Here is a 15,757-nt window from a genome sequence, read left to right on the forward strand (position 1 = left end):
CGTTCGGTATCGGGAGAGCGCGCCTTGGATCACTTCATCTATCACGACGGTGTGCTGCACGCCGAAGACGTTAACGTCGCCGAAATTGCTGCTCAGGTTGGCACGCCGTTCTACCTGTATTCCCATTCCACGTTGCTGCGCCACTTTCGCCTGTTCGATGAGGCTCTGAGTTGGGGGCCACATCTGGTCTGCTACGCGATGAAGGCCGCGTCGAACCAGGCCATTCTGACCGCCCTGGCCGCCGAGGGCGCAGGCATGGACGTCGTGTCGGGTGGCGAATACGCGCGGGCCAAGGCGGCGGGCGTGCCGGGCGACCGCATCGTCTTTTCCGGCGTCGGCAAAACGGTCGAAGAAATCCGCAGCGCGCTTGAAGGTGGCATTCGCCAGTTCAATGTGGAATCCGAGCCTGAGATGCGGGCAATTTCGCAGGTGGCGACCTCGCTTGGCGTGGTCGCGCCTATCGCGATCCGCGTGAACCCGGATGTGGATGCCAAGACCCACGCCAAGATCGCCACCGGCAAGTCGGAGAACAAGTTCGGCATCCCGATCGCCCGCGCGCGCGAGGTCTATGCCGAGGCCGCTGCCTTGCCGGGGCTGAAAATCGTCGGCATCGACGTGCATATCGGGTCACAGCTGACGCAGCTCGAACCCTTTGAGATGGCGTATAACAAGGTGGCTGAGCTGACCGAAACGCTGCGTGCCGATGGGCATGAAATCATCCGGCTCGATCTTGGGGGCGGGTTGGGCATTCCCTATGCGCGCTCCAACGAAGCGCCGCCGCTGCCCACCGATTACGGCGCGCTGATTCAGCGCACCGTGGGTCATCTGGGCTGCGAGATCGAGATCGAGCCTGGGCGCCTGATTGCGGGCAACGCGGGGCTTTTGGTGTCCGAGGTTGTTTACGTGAAGAACGGCGAAGGGCGCGATTTCCTGATCCTCGACGCGGCGATGAACGACCTGATCCGCCCTGCCATGTACGATGCCTATCACGACATCGTCCCGGTGATCGAGCCTGAAGCCGCTGTTGAAACAGTGCCTTATGACATTGTCGGCCCGGTCTGCGAAAGCGGCGACACCTTTGCCAAGGCGCGCGAGATGCCGCCGTTGAAGGCGGGCGATCTGGTGGCCTTCCGCTCTGCCGGTGCCTATGGCGCGGTGATGGCGTCGGAGTACAACTCCCGTCCGCTGGTACCGGAAGTCATGGCAAAAGATGATCAATTCGCTGTCATTCGGGCGCGTCCGAGCTTTGACGAGATGATAAATCGAGATACGGTTCCTGAATGGTTGTGAGCTATCCTGCGCGCGACCTGACTTCAGGAGGCGCGTTTTGGCTCAACAGGAACCGCAGCTTAGCCCCGATCTGCGCAACCGGCTTCGGATTGTTCTGACACTGACCCACGCGGGTATGGTGGCCGAACAAGTGGCGCGGGGCTTCTGGCCGCTCTGGACGGTGCTCTGCCTTGTGGCCGGGGCGCTGATCCTCGGGCTGCAGGATCTTGTGCCGGTCGAGGTGGTCTGGGCCATCGGGGCCGTGGCGGGGATCGCGGCGCTGGTCTTTCTTGGACTGGGCGTGCGACGGTTTCGCTGGCCTTCGCGGCGGGCGGCGATGTTCCGCGTAGATAACACGCTCAAAGGCCGGCCATTTCAGACCTTGATGGACAATCAGGTGATTGGCGCGGACGACGCCGCCTCTGCCAATGTCTGGCGCGCGCACCGGGCCCGCATGATGAACCGCCTGTACGAGGCGCGGCGGGTGAAACCGGAGCTGAGCCAGAGGCGGGCGGATCCGTTTGCGCTGCGCTATGTGGCTTTGCTGACGTTGACCGTTGCGCTGGTGTTCGGCTCGTTCGGGCGTGTGCAATCGGTGACCAACATGGGCGCCGGCGGCGGGGATCTGTCTCAAGGCCCCGCATGGGAGGGCTGGATTCAGCCGCCCGCCTACACCCGCCTGCCGTCGGTTTACCTCAACGACATCACCGGCCCGCAGATCGAAGCGCCGGAAGGGTCAGCCATCACGCTGCGCATGTACGGTGAAGTCGGCGCCTTGCGCGTGGAGGAGGAGATTTCTGGACGCACCGTGACGGAAGACCAGCGTACTGAAACAGCGCAGGATTTCGAGGTGTTGCAGTCTGGACGGCTGGCCATCGACGGACCCGGTGGGCGCGAATGGCAAGTGACGATGCTGCCGGATTCCGGGCCTATGGTCACCCAGGAGGGCGAGGTCGAAACCAGTTACGAGGGTGAGACGCAGATCCCGTTCCGTGCGCAGGATGATTTCGGGGTCGTGACGGGTGTGGCGCGGTTCTCGCTCGACTTGGCAGCGGTCGATCGTCGTTATGGCCGCGCGATGGAGCCGGAACCGCAGGAGGTGATCGAGGTGCCGTTGCCCATGCCGGTGGCGGGGGATCGCAGCAACTTTGTGGAGCCATTGGTGGGGAACTTCTCGTTGCACCCATGGGCCAATCTGCCGGTACGGTTGGAACTGGAGGTCGAGGACGCACGCGGTCAGCGCGGCCTGTCGCAGGTTCACGAGATGGCGTTGCCGGGTCGTCGCTTCTTTGATCCCGTGGCGGCGGCCTTGGTCGAGGAGCGGCAGGCCCTGCTGTGGAATCGCGCGTATGCCGCAGATGCGGCGATGATCCTGCGCGCCGTGTTGAACCGGTCGGATGAGTTGTTCCGTAAGGAGGCGCAGGCGGACACGCTGCGTGGCATCCTTGGTCAGATCGAAGAGGATCGCGGCGATATGAGCGATGCTGCGCGAGAGGAGATTACGCAGGCGCTGTGGGATCTGGCGCTGGAGCTTGAAGAGGGCGACCTGGACGATGCCCGCGAACGCATGGAACGCGCGCAGGAGCGCCTGAACGAAGCGATGAAGAACGGCGCCTCTGATCAGGAAATCGCTGAACTGATGCAGGAGCTGCGCGAAGCCACCCGTGATTACATGCGCCAATTGGCGCAGGAGCAGGCGCGCGAGGGCGATCAGCAGGCCCAGCCGCAGGACCAGCAAAACATGATGGAGATGTCGCAGGACGACATCCAACGCATGATGGACCGCATTCAGGAGCTGATGGAAGAAGGCCGCATGGCCGAAGCGCAGGAGGCGATGCGCCAGCTTCAGGAAATGCTCGAAAATATGCAGATGACGCAAGGCCAAGGGCAGGGTCAATCTCCCGGCGAGCAAGCCATGGAAGGCTTGTCGGAGACTTTGCGCGACCAGCAGGAGCTGTCGGATGAGGCGTTTCGGGAGCTTAACCAAGGCCAGCAGGGCCAACAAGGCCAACAAGGTCAACAGCAGGGTCAGCAACAAGGGCAGCAGGGCCAACAGCCTGGGCAGGGCCAGGGCCAGCCGGGTCAACCCGGTCAGGGTCAGCAAGGGCAGCAGTCCGGCGAAGGTCAGGGAGAGCAGTCTCTGGCGGAGGGGCTTGCGCAACAGCAGCGCGCCTTGAGGGAGGAGCTGAACCGCCAGCGACAAAGCTTGCCGGGACAGGGATCCGAAGCCGGGGAGCGTGCGGGCGAAGCACTGGGACGCGCCGAGGATGCGATGGACGGCGCCGAACAGGCGCTGCGCGACGGCGAGTTGGGTGATGCCATCGACCAACAGTCTCAGGCGCTGGAGGCATTGCGCGAAGGAATGCGCAACTTGGGCGAAGCCTTGGCAGAGCAACAGCAGGGGCAGCAACGCTCCGGCCAACAGGGGTTTGCCGAGGGCGGCGATCCTCAGGAACAACGCGATCCTCTGGGGCGGAACTCTGGCAATTCCGGACAAACAGGCACCGATGAAGGGCTGCTTCAGGGCGAGGATGTATACCGCCGCGCCGAAGAGTTGCTTGGCGAGTTGCGCAGGAGATCTGGAGAGGCGGATCGTCCTCAGGTGGAACGGGATTATCTGGAGCGTCTGCTGGATCGGTTCTGATCCAGCGGAGCGCGCAAGCGCGCGCTTGGTGTCTCATCGTCCGCCTGCGGCGTCCTCTTCAGGCGGGCACCGCCGGCAAGGCCAGCGTCAGCTTCGGCAATCAGGTCAATCTGTCGGGTCGACGCTGCCGCGCAGGGCTTTGACCTCGCCGCGCACCTTCTTGGCCTTCAGGCGGCGTTTCTTTGAGCCATAAGTCGGTTTGGTCGGGATGCGCCGCTTGGGCTTTTCGCAGGCCTTTTGGATCAGCTCGACCAGGCGGTCGCGGGCGATCTCGCGGTTGCGGGCCTGGCTGCGGGTGTCTTGCACCTGAAGGATGAGCGCGCCGTCCGAAGTCCAGCGCCGTCCGGCCAGTCGACGCAAGCGCGACTTGACGGGGCCTGGCAGGTTGGGGGAGCGGTCCGCCTCGAACCGGAGTTCGACAGCGGTGGAGACCTTGTTGACGTTCTGCCCTCCCGGCCCGGAGGCGCGGGTGAACTGTTCGGTCAGTTCCCAGTCTTCGATGGTAATGGTGTCATTGACTTGCAGCATGTCCTTTAACTTGGCCGTATCGGGCAAAAGGTAAAGGGCAAACTAAAAGGGCCACCTTGCGTAAGGCGACCCTTCGAGAATTACGGAGGCGAGCGCCGGTTAGGCTGCGCCAACTCGTGGATTAAATCGCCCTAAGGACTGCCCTAGGTCGCTTCTCCTCGAACTGTTCCGACACCTCTCTCCAATGCTTCTCTCGACACTGGATCACCTCCTTTCAGCTGTTTTCAACGCAAAGCTTAGCGGGTGCGAGGTTGTTGGACCCCATATGTGCACCGCGCAGGATGATGGTGGCACGGGTGATCCGATCAGCAAAGTCTTTTTTTCACACAAGGCAAAAAAATGATTACGGTGTTTGGGAGAGTGCACCGGCGCGGGCGGTTTTCACACCATTCGCGCCGAACCCATGACTTTTGACACGATCATCCGGAAGGGGATCAGCGCGACCAGCGCCAGCCCCAGTTTGACCAGCCAGTCGGCCAGGGCGAGCGAGACCCAGAGCGGCGCCATGGGCCCGGCGCCCAAAAGCGGCAGGGCCTCAGTTGCCCAGGAGGTGTCATTAGAGGGGTCCAACCAGCTCAGCGACGCCGCGAAGGCTATAGAGAAGAAAAGCGACGTATCCAGCGCACTGCCCACCAGGGTCGAGGCCAGAGGCGCACGCCACCATGCGCCGCCGCGAAGGCGGTCAAAGATTGCAACGTCCATCAGTTGCGCGGTCAGGAAGGCCAGCCCGGAGCCGAGAGCGATGCGAAGTGTCACGGCCGGGTAGGTGTAACCATCGCCTTGCAGCATGATTTGCGTGCCAATCAGCGAGCAGATCACGCCAGTGACGAAGCCCGCCAGGACGACCTTGCGGGCAGCTGCGGCGCCGTAGATGCGGTTCATCAGGTCGGTGACGAGGAAGGCGATCGGGTAGGTAAAGGCTCCCCAGGTGAGCCAGTCACCGAGGAGGAATTGCACCAAGATATTGGAGGCCAGCACGATGGCGGCCATGGCGAGGATGCCGGGAAGGTAAGCGCGTTTCATAACGGACCCGTTTTTGACAAGGTTGCGGGGACTTGCCGCCGGGCTGAATGCCACAGGCGGGATGCGGGCCTATAACGCCCTGATGTGAGTCCCGCAAGCGTTATGGGGCGACGCGGTATTCGACAAATTGCGTGGATTGCAGCGCGTTGAAGTTGTCGTCGGAGATCATGGTCAGTCGGATCGCGCCTGTGGCGTCTCGCCAGACGGAGAGCCCTTCGAGATTGTCATGCTGAAAGCCGGTGGTCTCGATCAAGGTGGTTTCGTTGCTCAGGGCGGTCTCACTGACGTCGAAGCGGCGCACACGAGAGCGAAAGGAAAACCCGGAGAAAGCGCGTTCCAGAACGTAGAGCCGGCCATCGGGATCGAAATCCGCACCCACGGGGACGAAGCCGCCACGGCGGGGGATCGAGAAAGGGGTTTCCCACGTTTGATCCAGCCGCCAGACCGGGAAAGGTTTGGTCAATCCGCCGGACTGTTCGGGTATGGCGTAAAGCCGCCCCTTGGCGTCAGCGGCAAGCGCCTCGATCCCGGCATTGTGACCGAGAGCGTCGGCGAAAGGCAGATCAAGGACTTCGATGGCCGGGCCAGAGGTGGCGGCGTAACACTGGATGCGGTGGTCGCCCTCGAAGGAGATGCACAGGCGGCCATCGGGGAGGCGGGCCAGCCCTTCCGAGTCGCCGAGTTGCTGTGGGATTGCTGTGCCGTCCCGGTCAAGCAGCGGCATGGTGGGGGCTGCGGACACGGCGGTGATGCGTGTGGTGTCGCGGGTGATGCTGCCCTCTGTGATCCGGGTCCGGTCGCTGATCGCAATGAATGTGCGCCCGTCGTCTGACAGTTCCAGGCCGGAGAAGCCTCCCGCGCCATGCTCAGACGCGGGCCAAGTGAAGGTGCCGAGGGACTCGACACCTTGAGGCATGGCTGTACACCCCGAGAGGCCGAGGCCCAGCAGTGCGAGGGCTCGCAAAACAACGGTTCGGGTCACAGGTGGTTACTGCGCGGCCAGAACGTCGGCGCATTGGCCGGGCAGGTCGCCCATGGTCAGTTCGCGACGGGGCGGCGCGGGCTTGGCATTGGGATCCGGGGGCGGCGGGTTCAGGATATTCTTCACCCATTGCTCTGCATCGGCGCAGCCATCGCCTGCGGGGGGCGGGGCCTGATCGACGCAGCCGCGCGCGCCTTTGGGGCAGTTCAACCGAACGTGGAAGTGATAGTGGTGGCCCCACCACGGGCGCACCTTGCGCAGCCATGATTTATCGCCTGTTTCATCGGCGCACATCTTCACTTTGGCACCGGGAAACACAAAGATCCGCGCCGTGCGGGGATCCTGGGCGGCGGCCTTGATGATCTCTTGGTGCTGGGGGGTCCAGTTGCTGTTGGTATACGCCCCGGAGGAGCGGCGGAGCGAAATGGAGGAGATGTTTTCGCGGGCGCGTTCCGACAGGGACAGGTCGTCGGCCGGCAGCATCCAGATGTCAGCATCCAGGCCGATCTGGTGAGAGCGGTGGCCTGTCAGCATCGGACCGCCGCGCGGTTGGCTCATGTCACCGACGTAAATGCCCTTCCAGCCGGGCTGCTGCGCGGCTTTGCGTGACAGATCCTGCACGAAATCAATCAGTTCCGGGTGGCCCCAGTTGCGGTTGCGCGACAGGCGCATCGCTTGCCAGGTCGGGCCGGTCTCTGCCAGTTGGGCGCCACCAGCGAGGCAACCCTTGGCGTAGGAGCCAAAGGGCGTTGGGCGTTGGGAGGAGCCGTCACGCTTTGCCCCGAAGAGCTGCTTGGCCTGCTTTGACGACAGCACTGGGTCCATGGGCGTGGCTTGGGCCATCGGCTCGCCCGAGATGTCGCGCGGGGTCGGCGAACAGGCGGCGAGCGCCATCAGGGCTGCGATGAATGTCTTGCGGATCATGTGGTCAAATCCCCTTCCGGTTGGACCCATCGTAGCAGAGTAAGTCCTAGGAGGAAAAGGAAGATGACCGGCAGAAAGCCCAATTGGTTCGACTGTGTCAGCAAAGTGAACAGGGTGATCAAGGCGGGCGCCAGAAAGGCCGTCGCTTTGCCGGTCAGAGCGAACAGGCCAAAGGCTTCTGCGGGGCGATCCGGGTCGGCATGTCGGACCATCAGCGAGCGTGACGATGCATAAAGCGCTCCGCCAGCGCCGCCGATCACAGCGCCGCAGATATAGAAGGTGATGTCAGGGATCAGCGATCCGGCGGGAAGCGCGATAAAGAAAAGATGTTCTCGCGACATGCCCACAATGATGGTGCACACAACGATCAGCGACCAGATGGCGAAAGTGATGACGGGCTTTGGGCCGCGCCGCTGGTCCGCGATACCGCCGAGCCACGACAACAGCGCGGCGGCTATGGCGGCGATGATGCCGAAGACGCCGACTTGGGGGGTGGACCAGTCCAGAACCAGCGTCGCGTAAACGCCGCCGTAGGCATAAAGCGCACTCAGAGCGTCGCGGTAGAACATGCTTCCCAGCAGAAAGGCGCTGGCCGAGCGCCGCTTTGAAATGGCGCGGACCGAGGATTTGAGGTCCCGCAACATGGTTCTGACCGAGACGTCGGAACGGGTCACGCGTGGCTCGCGGATCGTCAGGAGATAGGGGATTGTGAACAGGGCGAACCAAAGCGCGATGAAGGGGCCGACAAAGCGGGTGCCTTCGCGTGTTTCCGGGTCGAGGCCAAAAGCGGGCGAGAGGCCGATCAGCGTTTTGCCGGTCTCGTTTTCGGCAAAAAACAACAAGATGATAAAAAGCGACAGCACGCCGCCCCAATAGCCAAAAGCGGTAGAGCCACCGGAAATGCGCCCGATTTCAGCCGGAGAGCCGAGGCTGGGCAGAAGGCCGTTGTTCAGGTTGAAGGCGGATTCCGAGAAGACGAACCCGATCCAAAAGGCGGCGAGCGCCATGAACAGCCCTGTGCCATCCGGCTGCAGCAGCCAGATGAAGGCGGCACAGAGGATGGCGAGCGCGGTGAACACCTTGATCCACGGCAGTTTCCGCCCGCTGGTGTCGGCCCAAGCGCCAAGGAAGGGCGCGCTAAAGGCGATGGCCAGTCCGGCAATGGTCTGAGCCGAGGACCAGAGGCTTTGCGCGCTGGCGCGGGCGATCTGGTCCGCCTGGCCGACTTCACGGAAATAGTCGGCGGCGACGGCGGCAAAATAGGGCGCAAAGATGAAGGTCAGCCCGAGCGTCGCATAGGGCTGTTGCGCCCAATCGAAGAACATCCAGCCCCAGATCCGTTTCTTGCGCGAAATGTCTGTCATGTCCCTGCCTCGTTGCTTGCGGCGCTTAGAAACCATCGCAGGGGTTTGAGGCAAGAGCAGAGTGCGCTGGGGCCGTCCTCAGACTTCGCGGTGGGGCGGCCAGGGACGCAGGTCTTCGGCTTCGATCCATTTGCTGACCCATGCCGGCAACTCCGGCGCCTCGGACATATCCACGCCAAGCGCTTTCGCCAGGCGATCCACGGTGACGATGCCGTTTGCGTCGGTGATCGCCGTGCGCAAGACGATCTGGCTGGAGCAGTCGCCGTTGGTTTTCCACATGCTTTGTTCGATATAGACGAAGCGGCGGTCCCAGCCGATCACGCGGCTTTGCACTTCGATCCGATCAAGGCCTCGCACGCGGCGACGATAACGCACCACCGATCCGGCGACGGTCAGGCCCCAGCGTTCGCGCTTGAGCGCCTCCATCAGCCCCATGCGCTGCCCCATGGGAATACGACCAAGATCATAAAGCGTCAGCGTGCGGCCATTGTTCAACTCGTTCCACATGTCCAGATCCCACGGCATGCACATGTGATGCGAAATGTGCGTGTCGAACAGGCCCATGGGCGCGGCACTGCGGGCTTTCCACATGTCTTTGAAGAGGCGGAAGAAGGGGTACATACGGCGGTCTCCTTTGACGCTGCGTCTTGCTGCGATGCCGTGCCCGCGTCAACCAAGACGCCGCGACACTCTTGTCTCGGAGGGCTTGCGCGCTTAGGTGCTCATCAACCGCAGTCGCAAGAGGCCCGTGATGGTATCGCTAATCCAGATTTTGCTGATGATCATCGGCATCGTGAAATTCATCGTGATCGCACATGTCATCATGAGCTGGCTCATCAATTTCAACATTCTGAACCTGCGTCAGCAATTGGTCGCCGCCATCTGGGACGGGCTGAATCGCCTGCTGGAGCCGATCTACAACCCCATCCGGCGCGTACTGCCGCAGATGGGCGGCCTGGACCTCGCGCCACTGCTGTTCTTCGTGGCGTTGATCGCTTTGGAAATCGTGCTGCAGAACAACCTGCGCGCTTTTTACTGATTGTCTGACCCTAGGGGGTGCGCGGCCTAGTCGCGCAGCTCATCCGGCGCGACGCCCCAAAGCGCGGACTTCTGCGCCCAGCCCCTGTGGCCGCCAGTGGTCATCTCGCACCAGTCGAGCCCGCATTCTCCCAAGCGTCCCACGACACCCATTTCCAGCCGCGCGTTGACTTTGCTGTTGGTGTCGGGGCTTTGGTACAGCGCCAGCATGTCGGTTTCGACGATGGCGGTGCGCACGCCGGACAGCAGCGAATAATGGACCCAGCCGCCTGCACCGTCCCGGTCGCGCACGCGGCGCCAGTGGCCATATTCGGCGGTGACTTCCAGCGGCATGTCGCGACGTTTGTAGACCCAGTCGATCCGATGGCTGAGCGACGGACCGCGCCGCACGTTGCCCTCTGCGGCCTTCATCGAGACGTAGCGCGGAAGCGGAAGGTTGGTCACAGGACCGCGTTCCTCGGCCCACGCGGAAATCGCTGTCAGGATCAGCGCGATACACGCTGTCGTGAGATGTCTGAACATGTCTGCCTGCTCTTTTTATGCGGCGGGTTCTTGTGCCCCGTCTCGTCCTGACGCAGGTTACCCCCTAAGCGCCTTAGCGAGAAGTACGGGAGAGACTTCATGCCATCAAAACGTCTGAGTGTTGTGCTGACGCGACGCTTGCCCGAAGTCGTCGAGACCCGGCTGACTGAATTGTTCAACGTCAAGCTGCGGCTGGATGACACCCCCATGACCCGCGAAGAGCTGGTCGAGGCGGTCCAGACTGCCGATGTGCTGGTGCCGACGATCACCGATCGCATCGACGCGGGGTTGATCGGTCAGGCAGGAGCGCAGCTGAAACTGATCGCCAACTACGGTGCGGGTTTCGACAACGTCGATGTCGCAACCGCTCGCACCAAGGGTATCCTTGTCTCGAACACGCCCGGCGTCGTGACCGATGACACCGCTGACATGGTGATGGCGCTGATGCTGGCGGTGACGCGGCGGGTGCAGGATGGTCTGGGTGTGATGCAGGACGGTTCTTGGCAGGGCTGGGCGCCGACGGCCTTTCTGGGCGCGCGTCTGGGCGGCAAGCGGCTTGGCATTCTCGGCATGGGCCGGATCGGTCAGGCTGTTGCGCGGCGCGCGGCGGCCTTTGGCATGCAGATCCACTACCACAATCGCCGCCGCCTGCGCCCCGAGGCCGAAGAAGCCATAGACGCGACATATTGGGACAGTCTCGACCAGATGCTGGCCCGTATGGATGTGGTGAGCGTCAACTGCCCTTCGACGCCCTCGACCTTTCACCTGCTGAATGCGCGGCGTCTGCAATTGATGAAGCCCGACGCCGTGATCGTAAACACGTCACGCGGCGAAGTCATCGACGAGAACGCCCTTGTGCGCCTGTTGAAGGCCGAGAAACTGGGCGGTGCGGGGCTGGACGTGTATCAGCAAGGCTCCCACGGAAACCCGGAACTGCGCGCCATGTCCAACGTGGTGATGACGCCGCAAATGGGCTCTGCCACGCGCGAAGGCCGGATTGAGATGGGTGAAAAGGTCATCATCAACATCAAGACCTTCGCTGACGGCCATCGCCCGCCGGATCAGGTCGTGCCCTCGATGCTGTAACTCCGCGTGATCCGCGTTCTGCTGATCCTGCTGGGCTTTCAACTGGCCGGAGAAACTCTGTCGCGGGGTCTGGGCATCGCTGTGCCCGGCCCCGTTCTGGGCTTGGCCGGACTGTTCGCCGCATTCCTGCTGATCCCTCGGCTGGCGGGGTACATGCAGGACACGGTGCAGGGGCTTTTGGGCCATCTGTCGCTATTGTTCGTCCCTGCGGGCGTGGGTGTGGTGGCCAACGTCGACATCCTAGCAGAGCACGGGGTGGGCCTGATCGTGGCGTTGGTGGTCTCGACAGTGCTGGCAATCCTTGCCGGGGTCGGCGCGTTTCTCCTCGTGGCAAAAATGACCGGAGGGCTGGAGGATGGATGACGCGCTGGCGCTCTGGTCCTACCTCGCGCGGGACCCACTGCTCTGGCTCAGCCTGACGCTGGCGGCCTATATCACGGCAGAGTGGATTTCGACCCTGTGTCGCCGTCACCCGCTGGCCAATCCGGTGATGATCGCGGTGATCCTGCTCGCTTTGGTGCTGCAGGTGACGGGCACCCGGTATCAGACCTACTTCGAGGGTGCGCAATTTGTGCATTTCATGCTGGGCCCGGCGACGGTGGGCTTGGCGCTGCCGCTTTATCAGAATCTGTCGCGCGTGCGGCGCGCGGCTTTGCCGATGCTGGCGGCCCTGCTGTCCGGGTCGCTGGTGGCAATGCTGTCGGCGCTCGGGCTGGGCTGGGTTTTCGGCCTGCGTGACTCGGTGCTGCTGTCTTTGGTGCCAAAGTCCGCCACCGCCCCCGTTGCACTGGGCGTGTCCGAGGCCGTGGGCGGCATCCCGACGCTAACGGCGGCCATGGTGATCCTGACGGGTATCATCGGCGCGGTGGTGGCGACGCCGTTGTTAAACGCGCTGGGCGTGCGGGACTGGCGCGCGCGCGGGTTTGCCGTGGGCGTCGCGGCACATGGCATCGGCACGGCACATGCGTTTCGAGTGAATCCCACGGCGGGGGCATTTTCCGGCATCGGCATGGGGCTGAACGCGATCCTGACGGCGATCCTGGCGCCTTTGGTCGTGGGGCTGCTTTTCTGACCCTTGAGTATCTGTGGGGTGACTGCTCGTGCAACCTGTGCCACGCTGCTTTCAGACAATCAGGGAGTGAAGCGATGCGGTGTGCACATCTGGCAATGATCTTGAGCCTCATGGCGGGCGCGTCCATGGCCCAGCAGGCGGCTGACGCCGTCGCGCCGGAACAGGCGGGTGGCGGCGTTGGGGGATTTGCCGCGATTTCCCCGCAGGTCAGTGCCGCGCTGGAGGCCAAGGCCGCAGGCCACCCCGTCGAGGCGCAAGACTGGATGGTCGCTGCCGCCAATCCGCATGCCGTCGCTGCAGGGGCGGAAGTGCTGCGCAACGGTGGCACGGCGGCGGATGCCATGATCGCGGTGCAGACGGTGCTGGGGCTGGTCGAACCTCAGTCGTCAGGCCTTGGCGGCGGGGCGTTCCTCGTCTGGCATGACGGCGAAAGCGGTGAGATCACCACTCTGGATGGCCGCGAAACTGCGCCGATGGCGGCGACCCCGCAATTGTTCCAGGACGCCGAGGGCGAACCGCTGGGCTTTTGGGATGCGGTGGTCGGCGGGCGCTCCGTCGGGGTGCCGGGAACGCCGGCGCTGATGCAGGCTGCGCATGACAAATGGGGCAAGGCCGAATGGTCAGGCCTTTTCGGTCCAGCGATTGAATTGGCCGAAGCGGGGTTCGAGGTTTCCCCCCGCCTCGCGCAGTTGGTGGCGGACGATCCGTTGCGCCTCTCCCGTCAGGCGGAAGCCGCCGATTATTTCTTCCCGGACATGGCCCCGCTTGCCGCCGGATCGACGAAGACCAACCCCGACTATGCCAAGGTGCTGAAAACATTGGCATCAGAGGGCGCATCCTCATTCTATACCGGGGACATCGCGCAGGGTATCGTGGACACGGTGACCGGGTTTGAGGCCAATCCCGGCGTGCTGAGCCTTGCCGATCTGGAAACCTACGAGGTCAAGGAGCGAACCGCCGTCTGCGCGCCGTTCCGGGGGCACGAGGTCTGCGGTATGGGTCCCCCGTCCTCCGGCGCGCTGACCGTGGGGCAGATCCTCGGGATGCTGGATGCCTCACAACCCGGCACGCCTGAGGAGGCGCAGACGTGGCGCAAGATAGGCGATGCCTCGCGCTTGGCCTTCGCGGATCGGGGCCGCTACATGGCGGACAGCGACTACGTCCCGATGCCGACCAAGGGGTTGGTCGACCCGAGCTACCTGTCCGACCGCGCGGCGCTGCTGGACCGCGAGGATGCGCTGACAGAGGTCGCACCCGGCCAGCCCGCCTGGGACCATGCCATGCTGCTCGCCGATGACGAGAGCCTCGAATTCCCCTCCACCTCTCATATCTCGATCGTTGACAGCTACGGAAACGCCCTGTCCATGACGACCACGATCGAAAACGGCTTTGGCTCCCGCCTGATGACGCAGGGCTTCTTGCTGAACAACGAGCTGACGGATTTCTCTTTCCGCTCTCACGACGAGGGCGTGCCCATCGCCAACCGGGTCGAGCCGGGCAAGCGCCCCCGCTCCTCGATGGCGCCCACGATCGTTCGCCGCGAGGGCACGCCAGTGTTGGTGATCGGCTCTCCGGGCGGGTCGCGGATCATCGGCTATGTGGCGCAGGCCATCGTCGCGCATATCGACTGGGGAATGGACGTTCAGCAGGCCGTGGCCATGCCGCACGCGGTCAACCGCTTCGGCACATATGATCTGGAGGCTGGAACCGACATGGCCGACCGAAAATCCCAGCTTGAGGAATTGGGCTTCGAAGTGAACATCCGCGACCTGAACTCCGGCCTGCACGCCATCGCATTGACCGAAACCGGGCTGCAAGGTGGGGCCGATCCGCGTCGCGAAGGCATAGCGCTCGGGGAATAGGCGGCGACCACCGGGTCAGATGGTTGATCGCTTCCGGTGTTCAGCCGCATGGGGGGCTTGGGAGCCGGATTGACCTGACGCCATATGGATACACCGGCAAGATCCGGGCGTCACGGCCGGGTCGTTTCATCGCTGTTCGGAGCAACTGAACACCTGAGTGTTGTTCACAACCCATTGAGTGTGGTCTGAATTTCCCTGGCCAGCACTTCGGCCCCGAGTTCTGCGCGGAAATGCGCGACGATGTGATCGCGCCCCTCGACGGACAGGCGCATCAACGCGTCGGGGTCGTTGACCAGTGACCGAACGGTGCGGGCGAGCTGCCCCGGGTTCTTTGGCTCGACCAGGTAGCCGGTGGACCCGTCGGCAATCAGCTCTTTGACGCCGCCGGCGTCGGTGCCGATGGTGGGCACGCCCATGGCCATCGCTTCCATATATGCGACGCCCAAAGGTTCGTGCCACGAGGCAAGAACAAAGAGATGCGCCGCCTCCAGTTTGGCTTTCACCTCGTCGGCAGAGATCGCGCCGAGCAGTTTGACATGATCCTGCAGATGAAGCTTTTTCAGATGGGCTTCGAGCTGGGTCCGGAAGCCGGTGCCGCCGTCGTCGTCTTCGCCTGCGATTTCGACCCGGACATCGACGCCTTGGTCGATCAGCTGGCGGGTGGCGCCGAGCAGATCCTGATGGCCTTTGACCACATTCAACCGCGCGCAGGAGAAGATGCGGACAGGCCTCCCGTGTTCCGGTGGAACGTAAGGCGTGCTGCGGGCCAGTTCGTTGGTGTCGACCCCCATGGGCCGAACCAAAAGGCGGTCGGGCAGTGAAGTGCCGAGAGCCTCGTGCACCTCACCCAACAGCTTCTGCGTGATGATCGTCGCAAAGCTGGCGCTGCGCCATTTGAATTTCTGACCCGGGCCGTAATCAGACAGCGGCCCATGCAGGGTCAGCGAGTAGGTCGGTCCGCCCATGTGATGTTGCAGCGCCGCGATGAAAGATGCACGCGCGGCGGAATGGGCATGGATGTGGTCAAGGTTCAGCTTCCTGGCCATGCTGTGCAGCTTGTTTGCGGCAGCAAGGCTGATGAGAATGTCCTTGCTGAAGGCCGTCGGCTCGCGCAGCAGCCATTTCGGCAGGCCCTTTGGTGTCAACTTTGCCAGCGCGGCAAATGCCAGCAAGGGGTTCACCCGACCCAGGTAGGTGGTGCGCGCCATGGCCTCTCCGGCCCAGGCGTGAGAGATCAGCTTGGCGGGTGGTTTGCGTGTGGAAAAGACATGCACCTCGTGCCCCATCGCTTCGAGCGCTTTGATTTCGCGCCAGAAGAAGATGTGGGTTTGTCCCGGAAACTGCGGGACGATGTAACCGATGCGCAGGCCTTGCGGCAAAAGTGATTCCCTGAGGTGGTTTGGCAGCCCCGCCGTCCCATGGGCGGATTGCAGCAACTATTCG

Annotated in this window: 15 protein-coding genes; 7 read left to right on the top strand and 8 right to left on the bottom strand. The window is 63.2% G+C overall.

What is annotated here, in order from left to right; genetic code table 11:
• Positions 1 to 24: 24 nt before the first annotated feature.
• On the top strand, positions 25 to 1,290 hold the full coding sequence (lysA, locus tag GGQ68_RS00620) for a diaminopimelate decarboxylase (RefSeq protein ID WP_183962439.1): 1,266 nt from the start codon (positions 25 to 27) through the stop codon (positions 1,288 to 1,290).
• Between the two features lie 37 nt (positions 1,291 to 1,327).
• The gene (locus GGQ68_RS00625; RefSeq protein WP_343055788.1) at positions 1,328 to 3,913 is read left to right on the top strand and encodes a TIGR02302 family protein; all 2,586 of its coding nucleotides are present in this window, start codon (positions 1,328 to 1,330) and stop codon (positions 3,911 to 3,913) included.
• A gap of 105 nt (positions 3,914 to 4,018) precedes the next feature.
• Here the strand turns inward: GGQ68_RS00625 and arfB are convergent, their stop codons facing one another.
• From arfB to GGQ68_RS00655, 6 genes are all read right to left on the bottom strand, one after another.
• The gene (gene arfB / locus GGQ68_RS00630; protein ID WP_183962441.1) at positions 4,019 to 4,441 is read right to left on the bottom strand and encodes an alternative ribosome rescue aminoacyl-tRNA hydrolase ArfB; all 423 of its coding nucleotides are present in this window, start codon (positions 4,439 to 4,441) and stop codon (positions 4,019 to 4,021) included.
• 381 nt (positions 4,442 to 4,822) lie between these two features.
• Positions 4,823 to 5,464, bottom strand: coding sequence for a queuosine precursor transporter (locus tag GGQ68_RS00635; RefSeq protein ID WP_183962458.1), 642 nt, complete (start codon positions 5,462 to 5,464; stop codon positions 4,823 to 4,825).
• Positions 5,465 to 5,564: 100 nt separating this feature from the next.
• Positions 5,565 to 6,380 carry an esterase-like activity of phytase family protein gene (locus tag GGQ68_RS00640; protein WP_183962460.1) on the bottom strand — a complete coding sequence of 272 codons (816 nt, stop codon included), beginning with the start codon at positions 6,378 to 6,380 and terminating at the stop codon, positions 5,565 to 5,567.
• Between the two features lie 72 nt (positions 6,381 to 6,452).
• Positions 6,453 to 7,370, bottom strand: a complete 918-nt coding sequence (gene mepA, locus GGQ68_RS00645; protein WP_183962462.1) for a penicillin-insensitive murein endopeptidase — start codon at positions 7,368 to 7,370, stop codon at positions 6,453 to 6,455.
• Positions 7,367 to 8,734, bottom strand: coding sequence for an MFS transporter (locus tag GGQ68_RS00650; RefSeq protein ID WP_183962464.1), 1,368 nt, complete (start codon positions 8,732 to 8,734; stop codon positions 7,367 to 7,369). The genes mepA and GGQ68_RS00650 overlap by 4 nt, the downstream gene beginning before the upstream one ends.
• A 78-nt stretch (positions 8,735 to 8,812) precedes the next feature.
• Positions 8,813 to 9,355 (bottom strand): acyl-CoA thioesterase, encoded by a 543-nt coding sequence (locus GGQ68_RS00655; RefSeq protein WP_183962466.1) that lies wholly within the window; start codon positions 9,353 to 9,355, stop codon positions 8,813 to 8,815.
• Between the two features lie 130 nt (positions 9,356 to 9,485).
• On the opposite strand from GGQ68_RS00655, the gene GGQ68_RS00660 reads away from it, so the two are divergent.
• Entirely contained in the window at positions 9,486 to 9,773 is a 288-nt protein-coding gene (locus tag GGQ68_RS00660) for a YggT family protein (RefSeq protein WP_183962468.1), read from the top strand.
• 26 nt (positions 9,774 to 9,799) lie between these two features.
• Here GGQ68_RS00660 and GGQ68_RS00665 read toward each other — a convergent pair whose 3' ends face one another.
• Positions 9,800 to 10,294: an SH3 domain-containing protein gene (locus GGQ68_RS00665; protein WP_183962470.1), complete on the bottom strand. Its 495-nt coding sequence runs from the start codon at positions 10,292 to 10,294 to the stop codon at positions 9,800 to 9,802.
• A 99-nt stretch (positions 10,295 to 10,393) separates the two neighbouring features.
• Between GGQ68_RS00665 and GGQ68_RS00670 the strand changes: the two genes are divergently transcribed.
• The 4 genes from GGQ68_RS00670 (at position 10,394) to ggt (ending at position 14,314) form a co-directional block, all read left to right on the top strand.
• Positions 10,394 to 11,380: a 2-hydroxyacid dehydrogenase gene (locus tag GGQ68_RS00670; RefSeq protein WP_183962471.1), complete on the top strand. Its 987-nt coding sequence runs from the start codon at positions 10,394 to 10,396 to the stop codon at positions 11,378 to 11,380.
• Between the two features lie 6 nt (positions 11,381 to 11,386).
• On the top strand, positions 11,387 to 11,743 hold the full coding sequence (locus tag GGQ68_RS00675; RefSeq protein ID WP_183962472.1) for a CidA/LrgA family protein: 357 nt from the start codon (positions 11,387 to 11,389) through the stop codon (positions 11,741 to 11,743).
• Positions 11,736 to 12,452, top strand: coding sequence for an LrgB family protein (locus GGQ68_RS00680; protein WP_183962473.1), 717 nt, complete (start codon positions 11,736 to 11,738; stop codon positions 12,450 to 12,452). Before GGQ68_RS00675 ends, GGQ68_RS00680 begins: the two co-directional genes overlap by 8 nt.
• Before the next feature lie 74 nt (positions 12,453 to 12,526).
• Entirely contained in the window at positions 12,527 to 14,314 is a 1,788-nt protein-coding gene (gene ggt, locus GGQ68_RS00685) for a gamma-glutamyltransferase (RefSeq protein ID WP_183962474.1), read from the top strand.
• Positions 14,315 to 14,478: 164 nt separating this feature from the next.
• Here the strand turns inward: ggt and epsE are convergent, their stop codons facing one another.
• The gene (gene epsE, locus GGQ68_RS00690; protein ID WP_246429199.1) at positions 14,479 to 15,693 is read right to left on the bottom strand and encodes an exopolysaccharide biosynthesis GT4 family glycosyltransferase EpsE; all 1,215 of its coding nucleotides are present in this window, start codon (positions 15,691 to 15,693) and stop codon (positions 14,479 to 14,481) included.
• Positions 15,694 to 15,757: the final 64 nt, after the last annotated feature.

The sequence above is a fragment of the Sagittula marina genome (genome assembly GCF_014196795.1).
Classification (GTDB): Bacteria; Pseudomonadota; Alphaproteobacteria; order Rhodobacterales; family Rhodobacteraceae; genus Sagittula; species Sagittula marina.